This window comes from Pseudomonas reidholzensis (genome assembly GCF_900536025.1).
GTDB lineage: Bacteria > Pseudomonadota > Gammaproteobacteria > Pseudomonadales > Pseudomonadaceae > Aquipseudomonas > Aquipseudomonas reidholzensis.
The window spans coordinates 70,124-97,087 of the sequence record NZ_UNOZ01000007.1 but is presented as its reverse complement, the minus strand read 5'-3'; the positions used below and the strand labels follow the sequence as shown (position 1 = coordinate 97,087).

At 64.3% G+C, this 26,964-nt stretch carries 22 protein-coding genes; 7 read left to right on the top strand and 15 right to left on the bottom strand.

Annotated elements, in window-relative coordinates; translation table 11 throughout:
• Positions 1–554: 554 nt before the first annotated feature.
• Positions 555–1,109 (bottom strand): lipocalin family protein, encoded by a 555-nt coding sequence (locus CCOS865_RS06145; RefSeq protein WP_119138909.1) that lies wholly within the window; start codon positions 1,107–1,109, stop codon positions 555–557.
• 75 nt (positions 1,110–1,184) lie between these two features.
• On the bottom strand, positions 1,185–2,078 hold the full coding sequence (locus CCOS865_RS06140) for a LysR family transcriptional regulator (RefSeq protein ID WP_119138907.1): 894 nt from the start codon (positions 2,076–2,078) through the stop codon (positions 1,185–1,187).
• Positions 2,079–2,226: 148 nt separating this feature from the next.
• Here CCOS865_RS06140 and CCOS865_RS06135 point away from each other — a divergent pair, with 148 nt between their 5' ends.
• The 3 genes from CCOS865_RS06135 (at position 2,227) to CCOS865_RS06125 (ending at position 5,999) form a co-directional block, all read left to right on the top strand.
• Positions 2,227–3,306, top strand: coding sequence for a 4-oxalomesaconate tautomerase (locus tag CCOS865_RS06135; RefSeq protein WP_119138905.1), 1,080 nt, complete (start codon positions 2,227–2,229; stop codon positions 3,304–3,306).
• 67 nt (positions 3,307–3,373) lie between these two features.
• A complete protein-coding gene (locus CCOS865_RS06130) occupies positions 3,374–4,678 on the top strand; it encodes a CitMHS family transporter (protein ID WP_119138903.1) in 1,305 nt (434 codons plus the stop codon).
• A 67-nt stretch (positions 4,679–4,745) separates the two neighbouring features.
• Complete coding sequence (locus CCOS865_RS06125; RefSeq protein ID WP_119138901.1) at positions 4,746–5,999, top strand: OprD family porin; 1,254 nt, start codon at positions 4,746–4,748, stop codon at positions 5,997–5,999.
• A 16-nt stretch (positions 6,000–6,015) separates the two neighbouring features.
• On the opposite strand, the gene CCOS865_RS06120 is transcribed toward CCOS865_RS06125, so the two are convergent.
• Positions 6,016–7,065, bottom strand: coding sequence for an AbrB family transcriptional regulator (locus CCOS865_RS06120; protein ID WP_244216062.1), 1,050 nt, complete (start codon positions 7,063–7,065; stop codon positions 6,016–6,018).
• A gap of 137 nt (positions 7,066–7,202) precedes the next feature.
• Between CCOS865_RS06120 and CCOS865_RS06115 the strand changes: the two genes are divergently transcribed.
• On the top strand, positions 7,203–8,105 hold the full coding sequence (locus tag CCOS865_RS06115; RefSeq protein ID WP_119138899.1) for a LysR family transcriptional regulator: 903 nt from the start codon (positions 7,203–7,205) through the stop codon (positions 8,103–8,105).
• Positions 8,106–8,122: 17 nt separating this feature from the next.
• Here the strand turns inward: CCOS865_RS06115 and CCOS865_RS06110 are convergent, their stop codons facing one another.
• The 8 genes from CCOS865_RS06110 to CCOS865_RS06075 form a co-directional block, all read right to left on the bottom strand.
• Positions 8,123–8,479, bottom strand: a complete 357-nt coding sequence (locus CCOS865_RS06110; RefSeq protein ID WP_119138897.1) for a VOC family protein — start codon at positions 8,477–8,479, stop codon at positions 8,123–8,125.
• Between the two features lie 65 nt (positions 8,480–8,544).
• On the bottom strand, positions 8,545–9,261 hold the full coding sequence (locus CCOS865_RS06105; protein WP_119138895.1) for an anti-sigma factor: 717 nt from the start codon (positions 9,259–9,261) through the stop codon (positions 8,545–8,547).
• On the bottom strand, positions 9,258–9,818 hold the full coding sequence (locus tag CCOS865_RS06100; protein WP_119138893.1) for a sigma-70 family RNA polymerase sigma factor: 561 nt from the start codon (positions 9,816–9,818) through the stop codon (positions 9,258–9,260). The genes CCOS865_RS06105 and CCOS865_RS06100 overlap by 4 nt, the downstream gene beginning before the upstream one ends.
• 109 nt (positions 9,819–9,927) lie before the next feature.
• The gene (locus CCOS865_RS06095; protein ID WP_119138891.1) at positions 9,928–10,470 is read right to left on the bottom strand and encodes a DUF3455 domain-containing protein; all 543 of its coding nucleotides are present in this window, start codon (positions 10,468–10,470) and stop codon (positions 9,928–9,930) included.
• 1,030 nt (positions 10,471–11,500) lie between these two features.
• Positions 11,501–12,526, bottom strand: coding sequence for an IS110 family RNA-guided transposase (locus CCOS865_RS06090; protein WP_119139184.1), 1,026 nt, complete (start codon positions 12,524–12,526; stop codon positions 11,501–11,503).
• A gap of 230 nt (positions 12,527–12,756) precedes the next feature.
• Complete coding sequence (locus CCOS865_RS06085) at positions 12,757–15,168, bottom strand: glucose/quinate/shikimate family membrane-bound PQQ-dependent dehydrogenase (protein WP_119138889.1); 2,412 nt, start codon at positions 15,166–15,168, stop codon at positions 12,757–12,759.
• 31 nt (positions 15,169–15,199) lie between these two features.
• Positions 15,200–16,546 (bottom strand): carbohydrate porin, encoded by a 1,347-nt coding sequence (locus CCOS865_RS06080; RefSeq protein ID WP_119138887.1) that lies wholly within the window; start codon positions 16,544–16,546, stop codon positions 15,200–15,202.
• Between the two features lie 219 nt (positions 16,547–16,765).
• Positions 16,766–18,811, bottom strand: coding sequence for a TonB-dependent receptor (locus CCOS865_RS06075; RefSeq protein WP_119138885.1), 2,046 nt, complete (start codon positions 18,809–18,811; stop codon positions 16,766–16,768).
• A 297-nt stretch (positions 18,812–19,108) separates the two neighbouring features.
• On the opposite strand from CCOS865_RS06075, the gene CCOS865_RS06070 reads away from it, so the two are divergent.
• The gene (locus CCOS865_RS06070; RefSeq protein WP_119138883.1) at positions 19,109–19,330 is read left to right on the top strand and encodes a VF530 family protein; all 222 of its coding nucleotides are present in this window, start codon (positions 19,109–19,111) and stop codon (positions 19,328–19,330) included.
• Positions 19,331–19,963: a Pr6Pr family membrane protein gene (locus tag CCOS865_RS06065; protein ID WP_119138881.1), complete on the top strand. Its 633-nt coding sequence runs from the start codon at positions 19,331–19,333 to the stop codon at positions 19,961–19,963. It abuts the gene before it with no gap.
• A 134-nt stretch (positions 19,964–20,097) separates the two neighbouring features.
• On the opposite strand, the gene CCOS865_RS06060 is transcribed toward CCOS865_RS06065, so the two are convergent.
• The 4 genes from CCOS865_RS06060 to CCOS865_RS06045 all read right to left on the bottom strand — a co-directional run bounded on the left by CCOS865_RS06060 (position 20,098) and on the right by CCOS865_RS06045 (position 26,399).
• Positions 20,098–20,859 (bottom strand): siderophore-interacting protein, encoded by a 762-nt coding sequence (locus tag CCOS865_RS06060; protein ID WP_119138879.1) that lies wholly within the window; start codon positions 20,857–20,859, stop codon positions 20,098–20,100.
• Positions 20,856–21,389 carry a PadR family transcriptional regulator gene (locus CCOS865_RS06055; protein WP_119138877.1) on the bottom strand — a complete coding sequence of 178 codons (534 nt, stop codon included), beginning with the start codon at positions 21,387–21,389 and terminating at the stop codon, positions 20,856–20,858. The genes CCOS865_RS06060 and CCOS865_RS06055 overlap by 4 nt, the downstream gene beginning before the upstream one ends.
• 85 nt (positions 21,390–21,474) lie before the next feature.
• Complete coding sequence (locus CCOS865_RS06050; RefSeq protein ID WP_119138875.1) at positions 21,475–24,618, bottom strand: transglycosylase domain-containing protein; 3,144 nt, start codon at positions 24,616–24,618, stop codon at positions 21,475–21,477.
• Positions 24,619–24,779: 161 nt separating this feature from the next.
• Positions 24,780–26,399, bottom strand: a complete 1,620-nt coding sequence (locus CCOS865_RS06045; protein ID WP_119138873.1) for an FMN-binding glutamate synthase family protein — start codon at positions 26,397–26,399, stop codon at positions 24,780–24,782.
• A 177-nt stretch (positions 26,400–26,576) separates the two neighbouring features.
• Here CCOS865_RS06045 and CCOS865_RS06040 point away from each other — a divergent pair, with 177 nt between their 5' ends.
• Entirely contained in the window at positions 26,577–26,840 is a 264-nt protein-coding gene (locus CCOS865_RS06040) for a type B 50S ribosomal protein L31 (protein ID WP_119138871.1), read from the top strand.
• Positions 26,841–26,964 lie beyond the last annotated feature (124 nt).

The following is a 26,964-nucleotide window of genomic DNA, read 5'->3' as shown; positions in this document are numbered from 1 at the left end:
CTTCGACAGTGGCATTTGTGGTGGATATTCGGGCCCTTTCGCGGGGCAAGCCCGCTCCCACAGGATCTCCGATGACCGAACGAGCGACTCTATCCTGTGGGAGCGGACTTGCCCCGCGAAGAGGCCGGGACTGCCAATGCAAATTCTGGCGCTGACGCGCTGTACGCCCTTATAAACCCGCGAGAGCGCAGCGATTCGCCAGCCGTTGCCCTGGCCCTTGATCTTGATCTGGCCCTTGATCTGGCTTGTGATCTTGATCTACTGCGACTTCAGGAGGCCGAACGGAGGTCTTGCGAAGTGAGGTGACGGCCATGGATGGCCGGCAAGCGCCGCGGGCCAGGAAGGCCCGTCCGGCGCGGTCCTCACGGGAGCAAGGCCGGAGTGAGGGAACCCGTAGCGCAGCGAAGGGCCGGATGTAGGAGCAAGCGGTTTTTGGTTACTTTTTTCCAAGAAAAAAAGTGACCCGCCGTAAGGGCGGAAGGGGCCAGTGGCCGCCCCACATCAACCGGATAAGCTCGATAATCGACACGCCCCTCGATGGCTGTCTGCAATCCTTAAGGCTTGTCAGCCCCCCGCCACACCAGCTCCTTGGTGTCATAGCCTTGCTCGCGGGCGATGGTCAGCAGCTTGTCGCGTGTCTCCTGGCTGACCTCCGGCGTGCGCGACAGCATCCACAGGTACTCGCGGTTCGGGTGCCCGACCAGCGCCACGCTGTAGTCCTGGTCGTGGTACAGCACCCAGTACTCGCCCTTGGTCATGTCCGGCGCCAGGCGGCTGAACCAGTTGTCGAAGCGCACCCACAGCTTGTCGGTCTTGCCCGGCTGCTGGGCTTCGGCAATGCCTTGGGCCTGATTGAGCTGGCCGTCCTTTTCCTGGCAGCGGTTGTCGACGTCGATCCGGCCGTCGTCGCGCAAGGTGTAACGGGCCTCGGACTGCACGCAGTTGCGCTGGAAGAACATCGGCAGCCGGGCCAGCTCGTACCAGGTGCCCTGGTAGCGCTGCAGGTCGACCTGCATGGTGGTGGGCGGTTTCTGATCGTCGTTGGAGCTGGCACAACCGACCAGTGCCAGGGTGAGGCACGAAAGCAGCAACGTGGTACGCATGAGCATGGCAAACCTCCTGGAAGGGCGCGCTGAAGGCGCACCTGAACATTCGATACGGGGACGCTGAAAAAGTTGTGCAGCTTAGCTGTTTGGCCACTTCTCGAGCAGGATGGATACAAATTTTTCCGCGGCCGGCGACAACGATGCACCGCGTCGATACACCAGCCCCAGCGTGCGGGTCACCTCCGGCTCGCTCAACGGCACGCTGACCAGGGTCGGGTGATCGGCGCCCGGCATCGCCAGGCTGGGCATCGCCGACACCCCCAGGCCCGCTTCGACCATGCCCAGCGAGGTCGACAGGTGCTGCACCTCGTAGAACCACTTGGGTCGCCAGCTGAGCCCCGACAGGGCATGGTCGAGGAGCATGCGATTACCGCTCAGGCGGCCCACGCCGATCAGCCGGTATTCGGCAAGCTCGGTCCAGGTCACCGAGGCGCGGCTGGCCAGCTCGTGGTCGCGGCGACAGGCCAGGACGAACTTCTCCTGCACCAACGGCACGAACTCGATGTCCGGGTGTTGGCCGCTCATCATGTTGATGCCGAAATCCGCTTCGCCCCGCAGCACGGCTTCGAGCCCGTCGTTGGCGCTGAGGTCGAGCAGGCGGATGCGGATCTTCGGGTACTGCTCGTTGTACAGGCGGATCACCGACGGCAGGAAATAGAACGCCGCCGTCGGAATGCAGGCGAGGGTGACCTGGCCGGTCTGGCGTTCGGCCAGCTCGCGGATGCTCAGGATCGAGTCCTCGAAGTCATCCAGCAGGCGCCGCGCCTTGGGCAGGAAGTCGCGGCCGACACTGGTCAGGCTGACCCGTCGGGTGGTGCGTTCGAGCAGCGGCGTGCCCAAGCCCTCTTCGAGCTTCTTGATGCGCCTGCTCAATGCCGGTTGCGACAGGTGCAGCACGTCGGCAGCTTCGTGGAAGCTGCCAAGTTCGGCGATTTTCACGAAAGATCTGATGTCTTGAAGCTCATATTCCATGACGATTCTCTTTCAGCAAGCCGCTAGGATATTCATGTGTTGAACGCAATAATAGCTACGATCTTTGCATTGGATTGATTTATCCGCGCCTGTCACTCTTGTTTTCAACACATCAATTACTCCAATTGATCAACAAGAGTCAGTAGTCATGCAACGTATTCCTTGTGTGCTGATGCGCGGCGGTACCTCCAAAGGCCCGTTCTTCCATGCCTGGGACCTGCCTTCCAATGTGGTCGAACGCGATGAGATGCTGATCAACCTGATGGGCTCCGGCCATGAGCTGGAAATCGACGGTATCGGTGGCGGCAGCCCGCAAACCAGCAAGGTGGCGATCATCAGCCCCTCGCTGGACGCCGACGCCGACGTCGACTACCTGTTCGTCCAGGTCATGGTCGCCCAGCGCCGGGTCGACACCGCGCCCAACTGCGGCAACATGCTCTGCGCGGTGGGCCCGTTCGCCATCGAGCAGGGCCTGGTCAAGGCCAGCGACGGCAAGACCCTGGTGCGCATCCGCAATCTCAACACCAACACCTTCGTCAATTCGCTGGTCGAGACCCCAGGCGGCATCGTCCGCTACGAAGGCCGCACCGCGATCGACGGGGTGCCTGGCATCGCGGCGCCGGTGCACCTGACCTTTCTCGATGCCGTGGGCAGCAAGACCGGCAAGTTGTTCCCCACCGGCCAGGCGCGCGATGTGATCGATGGCGTCGCGCTGACCTGCATCGACATGGCCATGCCGATGATGATCGTCGAGGCCAGCCAACTGGGCGTCAGCGGCAGCGAAAGCCCTGCTGAACTGGATGCCGACAGCCGCTTGCTGCAGCGTCTCGAAGCCCTGCGGATCAAGGCCGGCCAGGCCATGGGGCTGGGCGATGTCAGCGGCATGGTCATCCCCAAGCCGGTACTGATCTCGCCGCCGCGCTTCGACGGCACCCTGCAGGTGCGCTATTTCATGCCGCACAGCTGCCACCGGGCGCTGGCGATCACCGGTGCCATCGGCCTGGCAACCGCCTGCGTCAGCCCCGGCACCGTGGCCATGGACCTGCTGGGCGAAGGTGCGCAGGGCTTGACTGAAGTGCGCCTGGAACACCCCAGCGGCGGCATCGAGGTGGCACTGACCCGCAGCGGCGCCGACGGCAAGACCCTGCAGGCCTCGGTGGTACGCACCGCGCGCCGGCTGTTCTCAGGTTTCGTCTACGCGCCCACCGTGCGCCGGCGCGCCGGTTGACGGGCTCGGCGGCCTAGCCAGGGCCGACGTACACTCCCACTCACAATAAAAACAAGAGACCCAGATCATGCTCGCACTCCTCGGCCTGATCATGGTGGTGACGTTCACCTACCTGATCATGAGTAAACGCCTGTCGCCGATCGTCGCCCTGACCGTGGTGCCAATCGTCTTTGCCGTCATTGGCGGGTTTGCCCCGGACACCGGCAAGATGATGCTCGACGGCCTGAAAATGGTTGCGCCGTCCGCCGCCCTGTTGCTCTTCGCCATCCTTTTCTTCGGCCTGATGATCGATGCCGGGCTGTTCGACCCGTTGATCCGCAAGATCCTCAAACGGGTCAACGGCGACCCGATCAAGATCGCCATCGGCACCGCGCTGCTGTCGTTGCTGGTGGCGCTCGATGGCGATGGCACCACCACCTACATGATCACCTGCGCGGCGATGCTGCCGCTTTACAAGCGCATCGGCATGAACCCGATGATCCTGGCGACCGTGTCGATGCTCTCGCTGAGCATCATGAGCGGCCTCAGCCCGTGGGGCGGACCGGCCACCCGAGCCATCGCCGCGCTGGGCCTGGACGCCAGCCACTACTTCATCCCGATGCTGCCGACGATGATCGGCGGTGCCGCCTGGGTGGTGTTCACGGCGTTCTTGCTGGGCCGTGCCGAGCGCAAGCGGATCGGCAACATCAAGCTCGAGTCCGGCGGCGGCAACTGCTACATCAAGGCGATCCTTGAAGACACGCCGCACAAGCGCCCGCGCCTGGCCTACGTCAACCTGCTGCTGGTGATCGCGGTGATGGTCGCGCTGGTCATGGGCGTGATGCATGCGGCGATCCTGTTCATGATCGGCTTCGTCGCTGCTCTGATGATCAACTACCCGCAGCTGGACGTGCAGAAAGAGCGCATCCTGGCCCACTCCGGCAACGCCATGACCGTGGTACTGCTGGTATTTGCCGCGGGGATCTTCGCCGGCATCTTCTCTGGCACGAAGATGGTCGATGCGCTGGCGCAGGCCCTGGTCGACTGGATTCCGCCGTCCTGGGGGCACTGGTTCCCGCTGGTGGTGGCGATCACCAGCATGCCGCTGACGTTCGTCCTGTCCAATGACGCCTACTACTTCGGCGTGGTGCCGATCCTGGCCAACGCAGCGGCGGCCTATGGCATCGACCCGGTGGAAATCGCCCGCGCGTCGGTGCTTGGCCAGCCGGTGCACCTGATGAGCCCGCTGGTGGCCTCGACCCTACTGCTGGTGGGCATGGTCGACCGCGATATCGGCGACTTCCAGAAAGCCACGGTGAAGTGGGCAGTGCTTACGTCACTGGTGATCACTGCCCTGGCACTCGCCACCGGCGCCCTGTCGTTCTTCGTCTGACCCCGGCTGGCGGGCCGCTGCCTGGCGCCCGCGCTACTCCTCAAAAACAATAAAAGAGTCTACCCACATGCCTCCAGTCTCTCTGCGTGCGGCCGCTTGCGGCCTGCTCTGCGGCGGCCTGCCGGTGGCCGGCGCTGCCGGTTTCATCGACGACAGCACGCTCAAGCTGCAACTGCGCAACGTCTACTTCAACGAGAACTTTCGCGACGAGCAGGGCATGAGCGCCCGCGCTGCGGCCACCGCCAAGAGCGAGCGGACCGAATGGGCGCAGGGGTTTCTGCTCGACTACCAGTCGGGCTTTACCCAGGGCACCCTCGGGCTTGGCGTGGACGCCCTGGGGCTGGTCGGGGTCAAGCTCGATTCTGGCCGTGGCCGCAGCGGTACCGGCCTGATGCCGGTGCATGATGACGGGCGCGCGGCGGATCAGTTCGCCAGTGCCGGGGTGACCGCCAAGGCTCGTCTGGGGCGGACCGTGGTCAAGCATGGCAGCTTGCTGCCAAAGAACCCGGTGCTGGTCTACAACGACGCGCGGTTGCTGCCGCAGACCTACCAAGGCACCCAGCTGGTGAGCAGTGACATCGACGGCCTGACCCTCAGCGCCGGGCACCTGGATCGCTTCAAGCAACGCGACTCCACTGACAGCAGCGGCCTGTACCTGGACGGCTATAGCGGCAACGAATCGGATGATTTCAGCTATGCGGGCGCCGAATATGGGCTCAGCAAGCAGCTGCGCCTGAGCTACTTCCATGGCCAGCTGGAGCACTTCTACCGGCAGGATTTCGCCGGTATCCAGCATGACTTGCCGTGGGCGGGTGGGGTGCTGAGCAGCGACGTGCGTTATTTCCGCAGCCACGACAGCGGCTCGGCCTACGCCGGGCGGATCGACAACCACATGCTCAGCGGGCAGGTGGCCTACGCCCATAGCGGCCACACCGTCGGCGCCGGCTACCAGGTGCTCAACGGTGAGGCGGGGTTGCCCTACGTCAGTGGGGCGAGCGTGTATTCGTTCAGCAACGTCGGCATCGGCAAGTTCATCGAGGAGGAAGAGAAGACCTGGATGGCCAGCTACGCCTACAACTTCGCCGCGGCCGGGGTGCCGGGGCTGACGTTCATGACACGCTACCTGAGTGGCGACAACGGGCGTTCGGGGAGTGCCGGGTTGAGCGAGTGGGAGCGCGATGTCGAGCTGGCTTACGTGGTGCAGTCGGGGACGTTCAAGGGCTTGGGGGTGAAAGCGCGCAACTATGTCTACCGAGCGGACTATGCCCGTGGGCGCGACAGCAACCGGTTGTACCTGACCTATGACATCGCCTTGTGGTGAGCGCAGGCGTGAGGTGTCAGGCGCGCGTCAGTCGAATGATCTGCCGCGCGCAGTAGGCGCCCGTCAGGATCACCCCGAACAACCGCAACGTCTGCATCGCCAGTACCAGCCCGACATCGGCATGGGTCTCCACCGCAATGATCGCCATCGCGTCCAGCCCACCCGGGCTGGTTGCCAGGTACATCGACAGGAAGTCGCTGCCGGTCGCCCGCGCCAACAGCCAGGCACACCCCGCGCACAACACGATCAGCGCCACGGCGCCAATGATCATGGTCGGCAGCCGGCGCCACACATAGCGCACGGTCGGCCGGTCGAAACGCAAGCCGATGTAGCAGCCAATCGCGCCATAGGCGAAGGCCAGCAGCCAGGCGGGCAGGGTGATCACCAGCACACCGCCCAGTTGCAGCACGGCGCCGAGCATCAGTGGTACCAGCAGGGCACCGGCCGGGAGCTTGCTGCCGAGGATCACCCCGAGCAGCACCACCGCCAGGCTCAGCAGCAGCTGGCCCAGCTGCATACCCTGCGGGCCGGCGGCCGCGCTGGCCGCCGCGCCGCCTGTGCCGGTGGCACCGAGCAGGTGGCTGACCAGGGCGCCGATCATCACCACGCAAACCACCCGCACGTACTGCATGGTGGCCACGACACGCGCATCGGCGCCGTGCTCTTCGGCCATCGACACCATCGCCGACGCCGCGCCTGGCGCGGTGCCCCAGGCGGCAGTGGTGGCAGCAATGCCGCCAAAGCGCACCGTGGCCAGGCCGACGATCGCGCTCAGCGCGACCGTCAGTGCGGTCGCCAGCAGCATCACGTGCCATGACTGGCCAAGCGCGGCCAGCACGCTCCAGGTCACCGAATGGGCCACCATCAACCCGACACACCCCTGGCCGAAGCGGAACACCGGCTTGGGCAGTTGCAAGCCAGCGCCGCAGACGCCAAAGGCAATCGCCACCAGCATCGGCCCGAGGAACAACCCCGCAGGCACTGCCAAGGCGTGCAACAGCTGACCTGCGCCGCCAGCACAGGCGATCAGCGCCAACCAGCGGCCGAGTTGCGAGGGTGAGGGCATAGGTGAGCCGGGCATCTGCAAGGTGATCAATCTCCTGAAACCCACTGAACATCAGTGGACGGAGAAAATTATCGACGGCGCAATCGATCAAGTCTATTTTCTACTTTCGATGAATCTATAACTGAAATTCATGAATCATGGACCTTCGCGACCTCAACTACTTTGAAACCATCGCCGAGCTCGGCCACCTTGGGCGCGCCGCCGAGAAGCTCAATCGCAGCCAGCCGGCCCTGAGTAAAAGCATCCAGCGCCTGGAAGAGTCGCTCGGCACGCGGTTGTTCCAGCGTGATGGCCGGCGGATCAAACTGACCGACGTCGGCGAGCTGCTGCTCGAACGTGGCCGGCAACTGCAGCTGAGCATTGCCGAGACTGAACGCGAAGTGCGCGACTTCGCCGGGGGCCTGATCGGCAACATCCGCCTGGGCTGCGCCGCGAGCATGGCCGAGTACCTGCTGCCGCAGCTCACCGAAGCGTTGCTGGCGCGTGCGCCGCAGCTGACCTTGCAGTTGTCGATTGCCCAGGACGATGTGCTGCGCGAGTCGCTGCGCTCGGGGCGCCTGGATGCGATCATCTGCCCCTTGATCGTCGATGACCCACGCTTTCGCAGCTACCCGATCCTCGAGGACGAGGCGGTGGTGGTCGCCAGTGCCGACCACCCGCTGTTCGCCTCGCCGGTCACCTTGAAGGGCCTTTGCCAGTACCGCTGGGTGTTGCCCGCGACCAGCGTGACGTCCAGGCGCTGGATCGACAACGTGTTCATCGCGCGCCACTTGCCGGCGCCGCAGGTGCAGATCGAGACCAACAGCATCCCGATGCTGCCGCGCCTGATTGCCCGTACCGGGCTGTTGAGTTTCGTCGCCCGCGAGACCCTCGAGCATGGCCACGGCATGTCACGCCTGCGCGAGGTACCGCTGGCGGAAACCACCATGAGCCGCACGGTGGCGGTGTCCATTCGGGCCGAGGGGTATTTGCCGCCAGCGGCCGCGGCCATGGTCGAGCTGCTGCAGAAAAAGGGCCGCAGCTTCTTGCGCGAGGATTGATCGGTGCGCGGGTCGGCTCAGGCTTGAGCGGTCCACACCGCCAGTTCGTAGCCATCGGGGTCGATGAAGTGGAAGCGGCTGCCGCCGGGGAAGGTAAAGGTCTCGCGGCTGATGGTCGCGCCGGCGGCCTTGAGCCGGCGCTGGGTTTCATCGAGGTCGTGGGCATAGAGGATCACCAACGGTCCGCCCGGGCGCACCGCTTCGCCGGTGGTGAAGCCGCCGGTCAGGCGACCATCGCTGAACTCGGTGTAGCTCGGGCCATAGTCGACGAAGCTCCAGCCGAATGCGCTTCCGTAGAAGGCTTTGCTGCGCGCGATGTCGCTGACGTTGAATTCGATATTGTCGATCTGACGGTCGTTACCGCGAATACTCATGGACGCTTCCTTGCTGGGTGGAGGCTTCTAGCATGCTGCGCGCGCGGTGCGCTGTCCATGAGCAATCAGATGACTTTTACCGCCCGGCCGATGAACTGGATAGGCCCCGTCGGTTTGCCGGTCGACGAACCGCCTGGGTTTTCCAGCGTCAGCTCGAACAGCTGGTTGGGTTGCAGCGGCGGCAGTTTGTCCAGTGGCACGGAGATCTTCTGCCCCGGCTCGACCAGGCCGAGTGAGACCGGGCCCTGCCAGTCGTCGGCCTTGGTCCAGAACTGCAGGGCCTTGTCGTCTGGAATGCTCGACTGGCCGAGGGGTATCAGCTCGACCTCGCGTGGGCTGCTGGCCTGGATCACCCAGCCAGGCGCGCGGTCCTGCGGCGCCACCAGCACCACCAGGTAGCTAGTCTCGGTGGGCGCACCGGTGCCTGTCAGCAAGGCCAGCGCCATCACCAGGCTGGCCGCCAGCCCGGCGCCTGCCAGCCCGCGCCACAGGGGCAGCAGGTCCCACCAGGAACGGGAGGGGGTGCGCGTCGGGGCCGGTGCGGGGGCTTCGAGGTGGTCCAGGCTGCGCCCGATGCGTTGCCACAAGTACGTAGAGGGTTGCTGCGGTTCGGCCAGCGCGGTCAGCTCCAGCAGCCGCTGCTCCCAGGCATCCACGGCGCCACGCAGCGCGGCATCGTGGGCCAGGCGCTGTTCGACTGCGCTGCGTTGTTCGGCCGGCAGCGTGCCCAGCACGTATTCGCTGGCCAAGCTGTCCAGGTCATCGTCTTGGTCATTGTTCATCCCATGCACTCCCGCAAGGCGGCCAGGCTGCGCTTGATCCAGGCCTTCACGGTGCCCAGCGGGGTGTCCAGTTTGCGGGCTATTTCGGCGTGGCTGCAGCCGTCGACGTAGGCGTGCAGGATGCAATTGCGCCGGGCCGGCTCCAACTGTTCGAGGCACAGGTAGACCCGGGCTGAATGGGCGTGCAGATCGAAGCTGTGCATGGCGTGCTCGGGGTCGTGGGCGTGATGCGCGTCCTGCAGATGGGATTCGTCCTGCTCGCTGATCGCCACTTCGCGCGCACCATCGCGGACAAAATTCAACGCCAGGTGGCGGGTAATGCTGTAGATCCAGCCACGCGCCGAGCCCCTGGTCGGGTCGAAGCTGCCGGCCCGGGTCCAGATCCGCACAAAGGCGTCATGCACGATATCTTCAGCCACCGCCCGTTCGCGGGCGATGCGCCAGGCGACGCCGAGCAGTCGCGCGCTTTCCTGGTGGTACAGGTCGCGCAAGGCTTGCCGGTCGCCCTGGGCGCAGGCCTCCAGGCATCGTTGGTAATCAAAGGCGATTTCGGGCAATGACAAAGTCTGTTCAGCCGTCGGCAAGGGGTCATTCCCCGGCCGGCTGGCCGGGGTTTGTCGAACAGCGTAGACGACTTTGCCCGCCGTCACAGGCCTGAACGCCGGGTTATTTGGCGGACCAGAAGATGTAGTCGGCCTGGTATTTGACGATCTGTTTTTCGCCTTTGTTCGAGGCGGCGCACTGGCTGCTCGGGGCGACGCCGCCTTTGGTGGCGACCCGTTGGATGTAGCTCACGCCTTGCATGGCGCCCTGGCCGTCGGCGGGGTTGGCCTTGACCAGCTGATAGGGCAGGTCGCCTTTGTTGGCGGGGGCGACTGCCAGCTGGGTACCGCTGACCTTGGAGCCGTCCTTGGCCTGCCAGGTGGCGGGTGGGCCGAAGTAGCTGCCGACTGCTTTGCCGCTGCGGTCGTTGAGCACGGCCTTGGGCCCGACGAAGAACCACTCGGTCTGGCCGGCGGCGTCGGCTTTGTCGCGGCATTCATAGGTGATCTCGCCGACGCCGACGGCTTCCATCATGACTTTGTTGCCATCGGGGACCTTGACGGCGTCGGGCAGGGTCGACTGGGCGTGGGCGGTCTGCAGGGCCAGTGACAGGGTGCCGATGGCCAGGGTGGCGGTGATCAGGCGCAGGGTGGGTTTGCCATTCATGGTGGTTCTCCTGGTGAGTAGCGCGGTGGCAGCGAGTGGCTGCTACAGGTACTACACGCCAGGTTGTGGTTTGGATGCAGGGAGGGAGAAATATTTTTTGCTGGGATTTCGGGCTTTCGGGCTTGGGGGCTTATCCGTTTTGTGTGGTGCGGCCACTGGCCCCTTCCGCCCTTACGGCGGGTCACTTTTTTTCTTGGAAAAAAGTAACCAAAAACCGCTTGCTCCTGCATCCGGCCCTCCGCTGCGCTGCGGGTTCCCTCACTCCGGTCTTGCTCCCGTGAGGACCGCGCCGGACGGGCCTTCCTGGCCCGCGGCGCTTGCCGGCCATCCATGGCCGTCACCTCACTCCGCAAGACCTCCGTTCGGCCTCCTGAAGTCGCGGTAGATCAATATCACAAGCCAGATCAAAGGCCAGATCAAGGGCCAGGGCAATGGCTGGCGAATCGCTGCGCTCTCGCGGGTTTATAAGGGCAGTACAGCGCGTCAGCGCCAGAATGTGCATTGGCAGTCCCGGCCCCATCGCGGGCAAGCCCGCTCCTACAGGTCGGCGCGGTCGTTGTAGGAGCGGGCTTGCCCGCGATGATCATATATCCACCACAAATGTCACTATCGAAGATAACGCCAGCGCAGGCACCACCCCTAACTTGGCGACCTCAGGAGGCCGAACGGAGGTCCTCGCGGGAGCAAGGCCGGAGTGAGGGAACCCGCAGCGCAGCGGAGGGCCGTATGTGGGAGCCGGCGGTTTTTGGTTACTTTTTTCCAAGAAAAATCTATGGTCACCCCATTTTTTGCAATACTGATTAACGGATGAAATGGGTGGCTTGCTTAAATCTATCCGGCGTCTATTGGGCTCTAATCCCGCGCCACGATGAGTATTCGCACCTGACGATCCTAAAAAAGTGAGCGGCTTCTGTGAGCCAAATTTTCTTCCAGGATCACCGTCAGGCCGATCGGCCGTTTATTTCATCTGTTGTCAGCTATCGCAAAACCTGGTGGTAAAACACTTGCAAAACGGTGCTGTACTGCGGGGTCAGGCGTTGGTGACGTCTGGCTCCGCTTCATATTGCGTGTGCCGAGTGGTGATTGCCCACGCGATACGTGCGAGTTTGTTGGCCAACGCACAGGCCACCACATTGGAGTGTCGCCGCATTGACAGCGACCTCACCCATTCGGCCAAGGGACCTTTTTGGTGCTCCAGGCGCAGCATGTACACCCGGGCGCATTGCACCAACAAGCGCCGTAGATTCTTGTCGCCGCGCTTGCTGATTCCTAGCAGGTTGGGCTTGCCGCCGGTACTGAACTGTTTGGGTACCAAACCGACGGATGCCGCAAAATCCCGACTACAGCTGTATTGCTGACCGTCGCCCATCTGTACGGCCAGCAGGCTGGCGGTGATCGGGCCAACACACGGGATGCTCAACAAACGGCTTCCGAGATCATCGTCAGCCAGCTGGCTTTCCAGCTCCTTGTCCAACACCTTGATTTGCTCTTCCAGATAGACGAAATGGTCGTGCTGGCGCTGCAGCAAAGCGATGAGGCGCACAGGCAGGTCGTGTTCCTCAAGGATCGAGGCTAGCCGTTTGACGACTGCCAGCCCGGTCGGCAGGCTGATGCCGAACTCGAGCAAGAATCCATGCATCTGGTTCACCGTCTTGGTGCGGTCGCGGATCAGCGATTCACGAATCCGGTGTGAGACTGAAAGCGTCTGCTGCTCCACAGTCTTGGCCGCGACGAAACGCATCGTTGGCCGAGAAGCGGCTTCGCAGATCGCTCGAGCGTCGACAAAATCGTTCTTGTTACTTTTGACGAAAGGTCGCACGAACTGAGGGGAAATCAGCTTGGCATCGTGCCCCGCAGCTTTCAGTTCACGCGCCAGGTAATGCGCTCCAGCGCAGGCTTCCATCACCACGGTGCATACCGGATGGTTGGAGAAAAAGCGCATTAATTGCTGTCGTGAGCACTTCTTGCGTAGCACTTCCCGGCCGGACCTATCCTGAGCATGCAGGTGGAAGGTGTGCTTGCCGATGTCGATGCCGACTAATGCCACTTCGCTCATGGTGATGATCTCCGGAGATAAAAACACCCTGCGCAAGCCTAGCCTGCGCAGAGTGCCGGGGTGACCATCTCATTAAGTGACCCGCCGTAAGGGCGGAAGGGGCCATATGCGCCACCACATCAAACGGATAAGCCCCAAAAAACCCAACGTATCTACACCGAACACACACAAAAAAGCGGAACCGCAAGGGCCCCGCTTCTTCTTGTCGCTTGCAGCTTACCGCTTGACGCTTATTGAGCGAGTTTGTAAGCGATGATGTAGTCACCCATCTTGGTGCCCAGCGAGCCATGCCCGCCGGCGGTCACCAGCACATACTGCTTGCCGTCCTTGCCGGTGTAGGTCATCGGCGTGGCCTGGCCGCCCGCAGGCAGGCGGGCCTTCCACAGCTCGGCGCCGTTGTGCACGTCATAGGCACGCAGGTATTGGTCGAGGGTGCCACTGAGGAAGCCCACGCCACCGGCCGTCACCATCGAACCGCCCATGCTCGGCACACCCACCGGCAGGCCGATCGGTATCGGCGTGCTGTCGCGGGTGGTGCCGTTCTTGTGTTTCCACACGACCTTGTTGGTGAACAGGTCGATGGCCGCCACATAGCCCCAGGCCGGCGCCTGGCACGGCACGCCCAGCGGCGACATGAACGGGTGCATGGTCACCGCGTACGGTGCGCCGGTGTTCGGCTGCACGCCGCTGGTCTCGCTTTCGCGCTTGCTGCCGGCGGCAACCTGCTCGCGCGGCACCATCTTCGACACGAAGGCCATGTAGTTCGGCGAGGTGAACATCAGTTGGCGCACCGGGTCGATCGACACACTGCCCCAGTTGAACACGCCGACGTTACCCGGGTAGATCAGGCTGCCCTGTTCCGACGGCGGGGTGTACTGGCCTTCATAGCGCAACTCGCGGAACTGGATGCGGCAGAGCATCTGGTCGAACGGCGTGGCGCCCCACATGGCCTGTTCGGTCAGGTCCGGGCCAAGCAGGTTGAGGTCCGAGCGGGCCTGGGTCGGCGCGGTCCGGTCACCCTTGACCGCGCCCTGCGGGGTCGGGATCTCGCGGATCGGCACGATCGGGGTGCCGTCGCGGCGGTCGAGCACGTACAGGCTGCCCTGCTTGGTCGGCACGATGACCGCAGGCTTGATGCCGTCATCGGTCTTCAGGTGCATCAGGGTTGGCTGGCTGCCGACGTCCATGTCCCACAGGTCGTGGTGGGTGAACTGGTAGTTCCAGCGCGCCTTGCCGGTGGCCAGGTCCAGCGCGACGATGCCGGCGCTGTACTTCTCGGCGCCCGGGGTGCGGTCAGCGCCCCACTGGTCCGGGGTCTGGTTGCCCAGCGGCAGGTAGATCATGCCGAGGTCTTCATCGACGCTGGCGATCGACCACATGTTGGCCGAGTTGCGGCTGTAGGTCTTGCCGGGTGCCAGCGGCTTGGTGTCGTCCGGGTTGTTGCTGTCCCAGTTCCACACCAGGCGGCCGTCGTGCACGTCATAGGCGCGGATCACCCCGGACGGCTCGTTGGTCGACTCGTTGTCGGTGACATGGCCGCCGATGATCACCAGGTCACGGGTGATCGCTGCCGGCGAGGTGGAGTAGTAGCCACCGGCGGTGAACGGCCCGATGCCGGTAGTGAGGTCGATCACGCCCTGGTTGGCGAAGCCCTCACAGACTTTGCCGTTGTCGGCGTTGATGGCGATCAGGCGGGCGTCGGCGGTCGGCAGGTAGAGGCGCCGCGGGCAGGCCTGGGCAACCACTTGGCCTGCGTCGGAGACTTTCGGCGCAGGGCTGCCGTCACGGCTGACATAGCGATTTTCGTCATAGTAGGAAACGCCGCGGCAGGTCATGTGGGCAAAGCCCTTGAACGTGCCGACCGGGCTCTTCACCTGCGGATCGAAGCGCCAGATCTCGGCGCCGGTGTCCGGGTCGAGGGCCAGCAGCTTGCTGTGCGCGGTGCACGCATAGAGCATGCCGTTGACCTTCAACGGGGTGTTCTGGTTGGTCAGCTCGACCGGGTCGTTGTCGGTCGGCAGGTCACCGGTGCGGATGCGCCAGGCTTCTTCCAGGCGATAAGCGTTCTGCGGGGTGATCTCGCGCAGCGGCGAGTAGCGATCACCGTGCTCGGTACGCCCGTAGGCCTGCCATTCGCCGTCCGGCATGGACGGTGCGGCGCTGCCCATTTCGCTGCTGTCGCGGTTCAGTTCGCCGCGGATCTCGCCCGGGTGGGTGAACTGGCTGGCGATGGCGGTGGCGCCCGAGGCGACCACGGCGACGCTGAGCAGGGCGGTGTTGAGCGTAGTGGCCGGGCCGATCAGCGGGCGTCGCGCCCATGGCAGCAGCAGGACCACGCCGATGGCGAACCAGATGGCCAGGCGTGGCACCAGTTGCCACCAGTCCAGGCCGACTTCCCACAGCGCCCAGGCGGTGCTGGCGAGCAGCACCAGGCCGTACAGACCGAGGGCGATGCGCCGCTTGGCCAGCAGCAGGCCGCCGGACACGGCAAAGCCCAGGCCGGCGATCAGGTAATACAGCGATCCACCCAGCTGGCTCAGCTTGATGCCGCCCGCCAAGAGGGCCAGGCCCATCAGCAACAGCAGCACGCCCAGAAGGCGCGGTAGCCAGCGGGTTCCGTTCTTGGCACCGTCAGTGCTCATCGTAGGTACTCCGTTAGGTCAAAGGTTGGGGTCAGAAAGTGCTTTGGATCTTCAGGCCGCCGATCAACGCGTCGTCGACCTGCGACACCCCGCCCGGATGGCGGATGTACTGCAGGTTGGGGCGCACGGTGAGCCAGTCGGCCAGGTGGATGCCGTAATAGAGTTCGGCGCTGTACTCGGTGTCCTGCACGGGCAGGAAGCCTGGGTTTGCGTAGTCGTCGAGGCCCGCCGCCTGGTTGGCCAGGCGGGCGTTCTTGCGGTAGCCGGGGTTGACGTGCACGCGAGCGAGGGCGAAACCGATGTCGTCCTTGGCGCGGGCATCGAACGGCCCCTTGTAAACCACACCTGCCTGAACATAGTTGTCGATGGCATTGGTCTTCTTGTCGTGCAACGTGGCGTTGGCGAACAGGCTGAGGCCGCGCGACTGGTCGGACGCCAGCGCGGTCACCTGCTGCTGGGCACCGAGCCAGAAGCCGTGCTTGCTGGCGCTGCTGCGGTAGGCGGCGCCACTGAGGGCGGCCGGCTGGCCGTGGCTGTCCTTCAACACGTCCTGTGCCTTGGCATTACTGTAGTAGTAGCCGGCCCGATATTCCCCTGCAAGGCCATTGACCCGTGGGCTCCAGACCAGTTCGATCGGCATCACCGCGCCCTGGGTGCCGCTGCCGCTGAGCTTGAAGCCGTTGCCCGTCTCGAGGTTGGAGGGGTTCTGCTCGTAGGCGCCGACCTGGGCGTAGAGGCTGTCGCTGAGGTTGTAGCGCACGCGCAGGGCCCATTGGCTGACCGGCCAGTTGTACCAGATGCCGCCGACCCAGTTGCCCACCTGGGAGCCGCAGAACGCCAGGTTCTGGAAGTCGCAGGGGAAGCTGTTGAAGTCTTCGCCCTCGCCGAAGCGGCCGACTTTGACGTCCAGGGCGCCGTCGAAGTACTTCTGCTTGATCCACAGCTGGGTCAGCCGCCAGGTCTGGCCGCGGCCCCAGACTTCCTGGGCCGAGGTGAAGCCGCCGACCCGCGGGTCGTTGATCCGGTCGTTGCTGATGTTCTGGCCGTGGCGTTCGGTGACCGTCAGCTGCACTTCGGTGGCGTTCCAGCCAAGGATCTTTTCCAGGTCCAGGTGGCTGCCAAAGGTGAACTGGTCGCTGTAGCGCGCGGTGCGGTCGTGGTCGTAGCCGCCGTGCAGGTTGCTGCCCATCTCGCCGGTGTAGCCAAGGGTGAAGTCGTAGCCTTTTTCCAGCAGTTCGGTGCGGGTGCCGCCCCAGTCGCCGAGCATCCACGGCGAGTCGGCGGCGAACAGCTCGCTGGCCCCGGTGATGGGCGACAGGCCGCCAATCAGGGCGGCCAAGGCAAGGCTTGAGTAACGGGTATTCGGCAGCAGGAGCATGAGATAGCGCTATCTTTGAATTATTGAAAAAAACGCAAGCGCATCGAAGAGCGGGCTCTTCAACGGAGATGGCAACGTTAGGTGCGAATGAAGCGATTCAGCTTGCGGCGGGAGGATATAGGGGAAGTTGTAAGAAAAAAAGACAAATTGTCGCAGGGCATTGTTGTCGGTGTTGTAACAATGACGATGAAAGGGGCGCAAGAACGCCCCCAGCGGTCCTCAGAATGTGGTCCGCAGCCCCACCTCGACACTGCGCCCCGGGGCGGGTGCGATGTCGCGCAGGATCGAGCTGGCATAGCGCACGGTCTGGTCGGTCAGGTTCTCACCCCGGACAAACGCCAGCCACTGGCTCTGACCCACCTCGAAGCGATAGCCCACGCTCGCGCCCAGGGTGGTGTAGCCATCGGTGCCGCTCTCGTTCGACGCGGTCCGTCGCTGCGACGCCGCATGCTGCACGTCCACCCGCGCCTGCCAGCGCTCCAGCTCCCACAGCAAGCCACTGTTCAGGCGCAGCGGGGCGATGCGTGGCAGTGGCTCGCCACTGTCGAGGTTCTTGGCGCGGGTGTAGTCACCCGACAGCTCCAGGGCAAAGCTGCCGTAGCGGTTCTTCAGCAGCTGCCAGCGGTCCTGGGCTTCGATGCCATAGAAGCGCGCACGCACGCCCTGGTAAACGTATTCAGGGATCTCGCCATGATCGTGGTCATGGTCGTGATCTTCTTCCTCGTGGTCATGGTCATGCCCCTCGCGCAGGTTACCGCTGCCGATCAGGCCGATGTAGTTACGGAAGTGGCTGTAGAACACCCCGACACTGCCCTTGTGCGTGCCGTTGTCGAAGCGCAGCGCCAGGTCGCCGGAGATGGCCTTTTCCTTGTTCAGGTTCGGGTCGCCCACCTCGTACGCGCCGGTAGCCACGTGCGCGCCGTTGGCATACAGCTCGTAGAAGGTCGGGGCCCGCTCGGTGTAGCCGAGGTTGGCGGCCAGCGACCAGACCGGATCGAGCTGGTACACCGCGCCGGACGACAGGCTGGCGGCGTTGAAGCTGCTGGCGCTGTCGGCGCCGGCAAAGTCTTCGTTGCCCTTGGCGTCCGGGTCTACCCGGGTGTGCTCGAGGCGTGCGCCGAAGCTCAGGTTGAGGCGCTCGGTGGCCTGCCACTGCTCGAGCATGAACAGCGCCAGGCTGTCGGTATCGGTGTGCGGGACGAAGGCTTCTTCGCCCAGGGCGGAGAATTCGTTACGGCTGACCTGAGCGCCGATCACCCCCTCCAGCGGCCCGATCGGCTGGTGGCGGGCCTCGATGCGCGCCTCATAGCCCTTGTTCTTGAAGGTGGTGTGGACCTCGCCGCTTTCGATCTCGCGGTGCTGGTAGTCGGTGTAGCCGGCGTCGACCTTGACCGAGCTGAACGGCCCCTCGAGGTCGCGCAGCTCCGAGGCGAAGGCGTAGTGGTCCTGCTGCATGTCGAGGCGCACGCCGGATTCGGCCACCGAGCCGTAGTTGCTGTCGTAGCGGCTGTAAGACAGGCCGGCGTAGCCATGATCCCAGTGGTAGGAACCGCCGACGGCACCGCCGTCCTGGCGCCCGTCACTGTTTTCCAGGCGGTGGCGGCTGCCCGGCGCGTCGGCGTCGCGCACCTTTGAACTGCGCGCGTAGCCGGGGATGCGCAGGTCGTTGAACTGGCGGCTGTTGGCGTCCAGGTGGAGGGCGAAGACGCCATTGCCCGCTTCCAGCTTGCCGGCGCTGCTGCGGGTGGTGTCGGCGCCGCCGTAGCGCAGTTCGCCGGCGCCCTGGATCCCCTCGATCGGCGTGTCGGGGATGCGGTTGTCGAAGGTATTGACCACCCCACCGATGGCGTTGCCGCCGTATAGGAGCGCCGCCGGGCCACGGACGATCTCGACCCGTTCGACCGTGACCGGATCCAGCGGTACCGCGTGGTCATAGGACAGCGACGAGGCGTCCAGTGCACCGACGCCGTTGCGCAGAATGCGAATGCGGTCGCCGTCCAGGCCTCGAATCACCGGGCGGCTGGCGCCGGGGCCGAACCAGGTGGAGGCGACGCCGGGCTGCTTGTTGAGGGTCTCGCCGAGGCTGCCGTGCTGCTGTTGCAGCAGGGCGTCGCCTTCGAGCACGGTGCTCGGCGCGGCCAGTTGGGTGTTGCCGAGCGGGTTGGCGGTGATCACCTGAGGTTGCAGTTCAACGGCGTGGCTGGGGGCGGAGGCGAGCCACAGCGCGGCGGCGAGGGGGGAGAGGCGCAGGGGTGAGGACAGCATGGGAAGGTGACGTTCCTTGGCAAGGTATTAGTATGGTTACAATATAACATTACTAGTATGGCTTCTGGCCAGAGGATTTTTGGTGGTGCTGCTGGCCTCTTCGCGGGGCAAGTCGCATCGGCGCACCGCCGCTCCCACAGGATTTGCGCTGACCCCAGAATTCGAGCATTGCAGGACCCCTGTGGGAGCGGGCTTGCCCCGCGAAGAGGCCGGCCCTGCTGACAAAGGCATCGAATCGACCGCAAGGCCCTCTACACTCGTGTAATGTGCGCATCTTTTCATCGCGGGAGCACTGGCATGAGCACGGCCAACCACAACGCGCTGCACGGCAAGACCCTGGAGCAGATCCTCACCGAGCTGGTCGCGCACTACCAATGGCAGGGCCTGGCCGAGCGCATCGACATCCGTTGCTTCAAGAGTGATCCGTCGATCAAGTCGAGCCTGGCGTTTCTGCGCAAGACCCCGTGGGCGCGGGAAAAAGTCGAGTTTCTCTACATCAAGCTGCAGCGCAAAGGCTGAATGCCACGCCATCCCTGGCTGACCCTGGCGGCAGTGCTCGGCTGGGCCGGGCTGACCGTGCAGGTCTACCTGGTGCTGATTGCGCGCTGGCAGGAGCAGGCCAGCCTGGTCGGCGGCCTGATCAACGTCTTCGGTTTTTTCACGGTGTTGACCAACACCCTGGTCGCCACGGTGTTGAGCCAGGCGGCGTTCGGCCGTGAGTCGGCGGCCAGGCGCTGGTTTCTGTCGCCGGCGGTCAGTGGCGGGATAGCGGCCAGCATCGCCTTGGTGGCGGTGGCCTACAGCCTGCTGCTGCGCCACTTGTGGCACCCGCAGGGGTGGCAGTGGCTGGCGGACGAGTTGCTCCACGACGTGATGCCGCTGCTGTTCGTCCTGTACTGGTGGCGGGTGGTGCCCAAGGGCAGCCTGCGCGTCCATCACCTGGGGCTGTGGAGCCTGTACCCGGCGGGGTATTTTGCCTATGCCCTGTGGCGCGGGCATGAGATTGGCGTGTACCCGTACCCGTTCATCGACGTGGCCAGCCTGGGGTATGGGCAGGTGATGCTCAATGCCCTGGCAGTGCTGGTCGGGTTCTGGGTGATCGGCCTGGTGTTGCTGATGCTGGATCGCTGGCAGGGTAGGTGGGGTAACTGAGGTGTGTCAGCCACGGCCTCTTCGCGGGTAAACCCGCTCCCACAGGGTTGGTGAGGTTCACACCATTTTTTGATCGACTCAAAAACCTGTGGGAGCGGGCTTGCCCGCGATGAGGCCAGCACCGGCTCGGCACATTACTCGTCGTCAGCGCTACCGTCTTCACGCCAGTAAGCCGCAGCCTTCAGCGCATCCTCCTGCACGCCCTTCTCCAGCAACAGTGCCTTGGCCTGGCGGGTCAGCGCTTTCTCCAGCGCGACCCAGCTGTAGAGCTTGCCAGCCGGCAGGCTCAGACGCTTGACCAGGGCCAGCAGGTCTTCGTCCTGGCGGCGCACCCAGATCACTTCCACCTGGGCCTTGCTCGGCAGTGGCTGGCGCTCCTGTTCGTCTTCGACCTGGATGATCGCCAGCACCTGGCGACCCGCCGGCAACTCGTCGAGGCGGCGGGCGATGGCCGGGATCGCGGTCTCGTCACCGATCAGCAGGTAGCTGTCGAAAATGTCCGGCACCACCAGCGACGCGCGCGGCCCGGCGATGTTCAGGGTATGCCCCGGCGTGGCCTGCGCCGCCCAGGTCGAGGCCGGGCCGTCACCGTGCAGGACGAAGTCGATGTCCAGCTCGCCCGCCGCCAGGTCGAAACGCCGTGGCGTGTACTCGCGCATGGTCGGCCGTACGCCGCCGTCGCGGCCCAGGTTGCGCGCATCGATGGCGGCCTGCTGCTGCGGCGTGACGCCAAACAGCAACTTGATGTGGTCATCGCTGCCCAGGCTGACAAAGCCTTCCAGCTCAGGCCCACCGAGGGTGATGCGGCGCATGCGCGGGGTCAGCTCGGTGACCCGCACGACCTGCAGGCGGCGCTGTTTGATTTCATGGTTGACGCGGTGGATGGTGTCGCTCATGGGGTGGTCTCCGTAACGCGATCGGCCGGGCCGGTGGCGATGGCCTTGGCGGTGTCGTTGAGCAGGTTGCGCACCCGCTCGATTTCTTCAGGGCTCCAGCGCCCGCTGTGCATGTGCAGGGCGTGGCGCAGGTTGCCCACGGCTTCATGGATTTCAGGCGGGCGGTCGTGGCCGCGCAGGGCGCGCTTGCTGACTTCGATGCGCATGCGTACGCCATCGAGGGCGACGGCCTGTTCGCGCAAGGCGTCGCGGCCGGCGTCGGTGATCAGGTAGAGGCGCTTGCTGCCCTGGATCTGGCCGCTGATCAGCTCGGCTTCCTCGAGGAAGTTGAGGGTCGGGTAGATGACCCCAGGGCTTGGGCTGTAGCTGCCGTCGAACAGGCTTTCGATCTGGCGGATCAGGTCGTAGCCGTGGCCGGGCTGTTCGGCGAGCATGGCCAGCAGCAGCAATTTCAGGTCGCCGGGGGCGAACACCCGAGGGCCGCGTTCACCGCGGCCGGGTCGGCGTTCGAAAGGGTCGTGGTCTCGCATGGGAGGGCTCCGTCTTTGACGATATATCGTTAGATATTACTCAAGATATATCTTAAGACAAGCCTTGGATAGTGATGATTATCATCTACATTTTCGATGATGACGCCGAATCGCTCACCTGTGCCAGCCCCGGCGCCTTGCATTCGGTCGAACTGCCCGGCTCAAGATACGGCATGAGAATCGGCGCCATGCCCTTGAGCACCTGTACCGGCAGCGCCGAAGTAAAGGTGAACGCCTCCGCCGTGCGCCCTGGGACGAACGCCGTCAGGGTGCCGAAGTGGTTGTCGCCAAGGAAGAACACGAAGGTTGCGGTGCGGTTCAGCGAGCGCGAGCCGATCAACCGCCCGCCGGCACCGAAACTCTCGATGCGGTTGTCGCCGGTGCCGGTCTTGCCGCCCATCACCAGCGGGGTGCCGTCGTGCAGCTTGAAACTGCCCGAGATGCGCCGCGCGGTACCGGCGTCGACCACCTGCGACATCGCGCCCTTGAGCGCCCGCGCGACTTCCACCGGGAGGATCCGCTGGCCGCGGTCGGGGTCGCTGATCAGCTGGGTTTCGTACGGCGTGTTGGCCGCAAAGTGCAGGGTATCGATGCGCAGGGTCGGCAGGCGCACGCCATCGTTCTGGATGATCCCGACCAGCTCCGAGAGCGCCGCAGGGCGGTCTCCGGAGCTGCCGATGGCGGTGGCCAGCGACGGCACCAGATGGTCGAACGGGTAGCCGACACGCTTCCAGCGCTGATGAATATCGAGAAACGCCTCGATCTCGACCATGGTCCGGATGCGGCTGTCGCGCGCGCCCTGGTGGCGGCTCTTGAACAGCCAGCCATACACCTCCTGGCGCTCGAAGCGGCTGGCGTTGACCATCTCGGTGAGGGTCGCGCCGGGGTGTTTCAGCAGGTAGCCGAGCAGCCACAGGTCGAGGGGGTGGACCTTGGCGATATAGCCCTGGTCGGGCAGGTCGTACTTGCCTGGGCCGTAGCCGTCGTACATCTCCGACAGGCGCCCATCAGTGAGCTTGGCCATGGCTTGCTTGTCGCCCTTGCTGTGCGCACGCACAAAGGCGTTGAAGGTTTCCTGGCCGGCCTCGGGGAACAGGTAGCGGTGCACCGCGGCGAGCCGCTGCGGGGTCACGCGCATGCTGTCGAGGAAGGTGTCGAGGCGCTGCTGCGAGGTCTTGCGCTGGTACTTCTTCCAGAAGCGCATCAGGTAGTTGGTGCCTTCGCGGTCGGCGAAGCGCGCCAGGTACTCCTGGCGGCGCGGGTCGCCGTCGTCCTTGAGCAGCATGGCGCGGTTGAACGGCTGCTGGTAGGTGACGTAGCGGACAATGTCGCGCATCAGGCGAATGAACGGCAGGTTGATCGACTCGCGCAGGGCGTCCTTGAGGGTCGGGTTGCGGCTGTTGTCTTCCTTGCGGAAGTTGTTGAACACATGCATGCCACCGCCGGTGAAAAACGCCTCGCCGGTGTTGGCCGAGTACTTGCGCTCCAGAGCGGCGTCGAGCATGGCGTCCAGGCTCTGGTTCTTGCTGTTGAGCATCAGCCACTCGAGCGACCACTGGGTGATCCGGTCGAGCTCGGCGACTGGCTCTTTCTTCAGCTCTGCCGCCGGTTTGCCGGCGTACTTGTCGTGCAGCTCGGCGATGATTTCCAGGTAGGTGGTGAGCACCCGCAACTTGGCGGTCGAGCCCAGCTCCAGCTTGCTCCCCTCGTTGATGTCGAACGCCTGGTCGGTGCTATCGGTCTGCACCCGCACCCGCGAGCCGTCTTCGGTGCGCTCGAACAGGGTAAAGCTGTAGCGCACCTGGTCGGTGGTCTTGGTGGTCAGCAGGCGCTCGCCGATCAGGCCGATCTGCGCGGCGAAGGCCGGGTCGGAGAGGTTTTTCAGGTACTGGCTGACCTGGGTCTGCAAGTCGGCCTGCAAGGTGCTGGTGGCCGACAGGTCAAGGCGGTCGAGGTCGTACAGCGGGCGGTTGAGCATCCCCGCCAGACGGTTACGCGCCAGGCTGATGCCTTTGTTGGTGACGATCGGGACGATGGTCGGCTGCGCCACCCAGTCGCGGTAGATGGCCTTGCTCGCCAGCGCCGCGTCGGCCAGTGGCCGGGCGATGATGTTGGCGGCGGCAAGCACGCGGATGTGCGAGTCAGTCAGTTCGGCCAGCTCGACGCGGCCCTTGGACAGGTAATGCGAGGGCCGTCGCTGGGCGATCATCAACGACAGCACCTGGCGCAGGGCCAGGCCACGGGTCGCCATGCTCTGCTCATCGCTGGCGGTCGAGGTCAGTGCCTGGTTGACCTGGTCGAAGTCGGCGCCGTACCAGACCCGCAGGCCTTCGGCCATGCCGTGCACTTCGCCGTGCCCGGGCACCGCCGACAGCGGCACGCTGTTGAGGTAGTCACGCACGATGCGCTGGCGCGACTCGGTGGTGTCGGGCCCGCCCTGGTAGGCGCGCACGCTGGCGGCGAACATCTGGCGCAGTTTCTCTGCGCCGGACACGGTCAGGCCGTCCGGCGAGTGCCGGTATTTTTCCAGCTGCGTGGCCAGGGTGCTGCCGCCCGCCGACTGGCCGGGCAGGGCGAAGTACTTGGCCACCTGGCTATAGGCCGCCTTGGCGAAGCGCGGCCAGTCCACCGCCGGGTTGTTGCGCGGGTCGTGGGGGTCGAGCAGGTCACGGTTCTCGATGAACAGCAGGCTGTTGACGATCACCGGCGGGATCGCCGCAAAGTTCGGATACAAGTGTTGCGGGTAGTTGTACTGGTAGAGCATGTCGCCACGGCAGTCGGTGATCGACAGGCCGGCCTGGATTTTCTCCACATAGGGCACGGAAAGGCCGTGATCGACGTAGTTCATCAGCGCCGGCGAGAACTGCACCTGCTGGCTGATCAGGTAGTCGCGCTTGAGCAGCCGCGGGAGGAATTCGCCAATGGCGCTGTAGCCCAGGCGTTTGTCGAACGGGCCTTCGCCGGGGTAGACGATGGCGTCGCTCGGGCCGGCTTCGAGGGTATAGCTGAGGGTGCTGGCGAGGCGGCTGAATTCGCGGGATTGCAGGTTGGACGTCTGCATCTCGTCATACACGGCAAAGCCGATGGCGATGATCGCCACCAGCACGATGAGAAAGATCAACCGCCACCAAAGCCGGCGCTGGCGAGGGGTTTTGGGCGCCGGAGCATCAGCCAGATTTTCTTCAGGTGCTTCCTTTCTTGTGGGTTCCGATTGCCACAGTGCGCCCATAGTCTTCAATCCGGCCAAGTAATTTCGTGTTGCTTGTCTGAAGCTTAGACGTTGACCGGATTTGGTGAAAAATTTGTGGGAAGAGTCGGAAAATTTGGTGAGGGGATGGAGTGGGCTGGCGTTTGAGCCCAGCCAGACTCACGCCATGCGCCAGCCCGTCCTCAAGCCGCAACCTCACTATGCGGTTCAAAGCTATCCGCTCGGGCCAGCTGCCACATCCGCGAATAGAATTGCCCATCGACCTCTCCAGTCAACAACTCCCCTGGCTTGAGAAACACATGCATCTGCGAGAACAACTTGATCTCGGTCGCCGAAATCCGCCGCACCAGGTGCTTGGCATCCAGCTGCGCAGGGTGATCCAGCCCGGCCGCAGCCAGCATTTCAGCCAGCGCTCGCAAGGTGTTGTGGTGGAAATGCAGTACGCGCTGAGCTTTGTCCGGCACCACCAGCGCACGCTGGCGCAGGGGGTCCTGGGTCGCCACGCCGGTCGGGCACTTGTTGGTGTGGCAGCTCTGCGACTGAATGCAACCAATGGCAAACATGAACCCGCGCGCCGAGTTGGCCCAGTCGGCGCCAATCGCCAGCACGCTGGCAATGTCGAACGCACTGACGATCTTGCCGCTGGCGCCGAGCTTGATCTTGTCGCGCAGGTTCAGCCCGACCAGGGTGTTGTGCACGAACAGCAAGCCTTCGCGCAGCGGCACGCCGATATGGTCGGTGAACTCCACCGGCGCTGCGCCGGTGCCGCCTTCCTTGCCGTCGACGACGATGAAGTCAGGCAGGATGCCGGTCTCGAGCATGGCCTTGGCGATGCCCATGAACTCCCACGGATGCCCGAGGCAGAACTTGAAACCGACCGGCTTGCCGCCAGACAACTCGCGCAGTTGGGCAATGAACTGCATCATTTCGATCGGCGTGGAAAACGCGCTGTGGCGCGACGGCGAGATGCAGTCCTCGCCCATCAGGATGCCGCGTGTTTCGGCGATCTCCTCGGTCACCTTGTGCTTGGGCAGGATGCCGCCATGGCCGGGCTTGGCGCCCTGGCTCATCTTGATCTCGATCATCCGTACCTGCGGGTTGCGCGCCTGTTCGGCGAAGCGCTGCGGGTCGAAGCGCCCGTCCGCGGTGCGGCAGCCAAAATAGCCGCTGCCCAGTTCCCAGGTGAGGTCGCCGCCGTGTTCGCGGTGGTACGGGCTGATGCTGCCCTCGCCGGTGTCGTGGGCAAAGTTGCCGAGCTTGGCACCCTGGTTGAGGGCGCGGATGGCGTTGGCGCTGAGCGAGCCGAAGCTCATCGCCGAGATGTTGAAGATCGACGCCGAATAGGGCTGGCTGCACTGCGGGCCGCCGACGATCACCCGGAAGCTTGCCGGGTCGGCCAGTGGTGCCGGGCGCATGGAGTGGCCGATGAACTCGAAGCCCGACTGATACACATCGATCAGGGTGCCGAAGGGTTTGTCTGCCGCTTCGTTCTTGGCCCGGGCGTAGACCAGCGAACGTTGTGCGCGGGAGAAGGGCAGGGCATCGCTGTCGGCTTCCAGCAGGTACTGGCGGATCTCCGGGCGGATCGCCTCGACCAGGTAGCGGATGTTGCCCAGGATCGGGTAGTTGCGCCGCACTGCGTGGCGTTTCTGCAGCAGGTCGAACAGGCCGATCAGGCTGAGCACGGCAGTGGTCAGGGTAAACGGCCAGAGCCATTCGTGGTGCAGCAGTGGCAGGCTGGCCAGGGTGAACAGGACGCATGCGGCAAAAAAGGCATAGCGACTGAGAAGTGACAGGCTCATACGGAATCCTTGCGATGGCTCGGTCAGGCTCAGGGCCTGGGGCAAACCCCGACCATAGCCTCATCGGGCGGCGCATGGCCAGCCTTGAGCGGCTCGCGGAAAATGAAAAATGGGGTATCAAAAACCATTCGCTTTTAGTATGTTATAAAGTATCACTTAGCGAGCGAGGTCTTTGCCATGAAACCTGATATTCATCCTGCCTACCGTACGGTGCTGTTCCATGACACGGCGGCCGATGTGTACTTCCTGATCGGTTCGACGGTGGAGACCGACCGTACCCAGCAGCACAGCGACGGTCAGAGCTACCCGTATGTGGCCCTGGATGTGTCGAGTGCGTCGCACCCGGTGTATACCGGCCAGCAGCGCAAGACGACCGTCGAAGGGCGGGTCGCTGGGTTCAACAAGCGCTTTGCCGGGTTTGCGGGCAAGGCTGGGAAATAGGCCTGGTTCAAGTGGTCTCATCAGCTTTTTCCAGGTGGCTTAAATTGCGCTTGGCGTGAGCTCGCCGGGGCCGCTACGCGACCCTTTCGCGACACAAGGCCGCTCCCACAGTGTCCGCGCATGC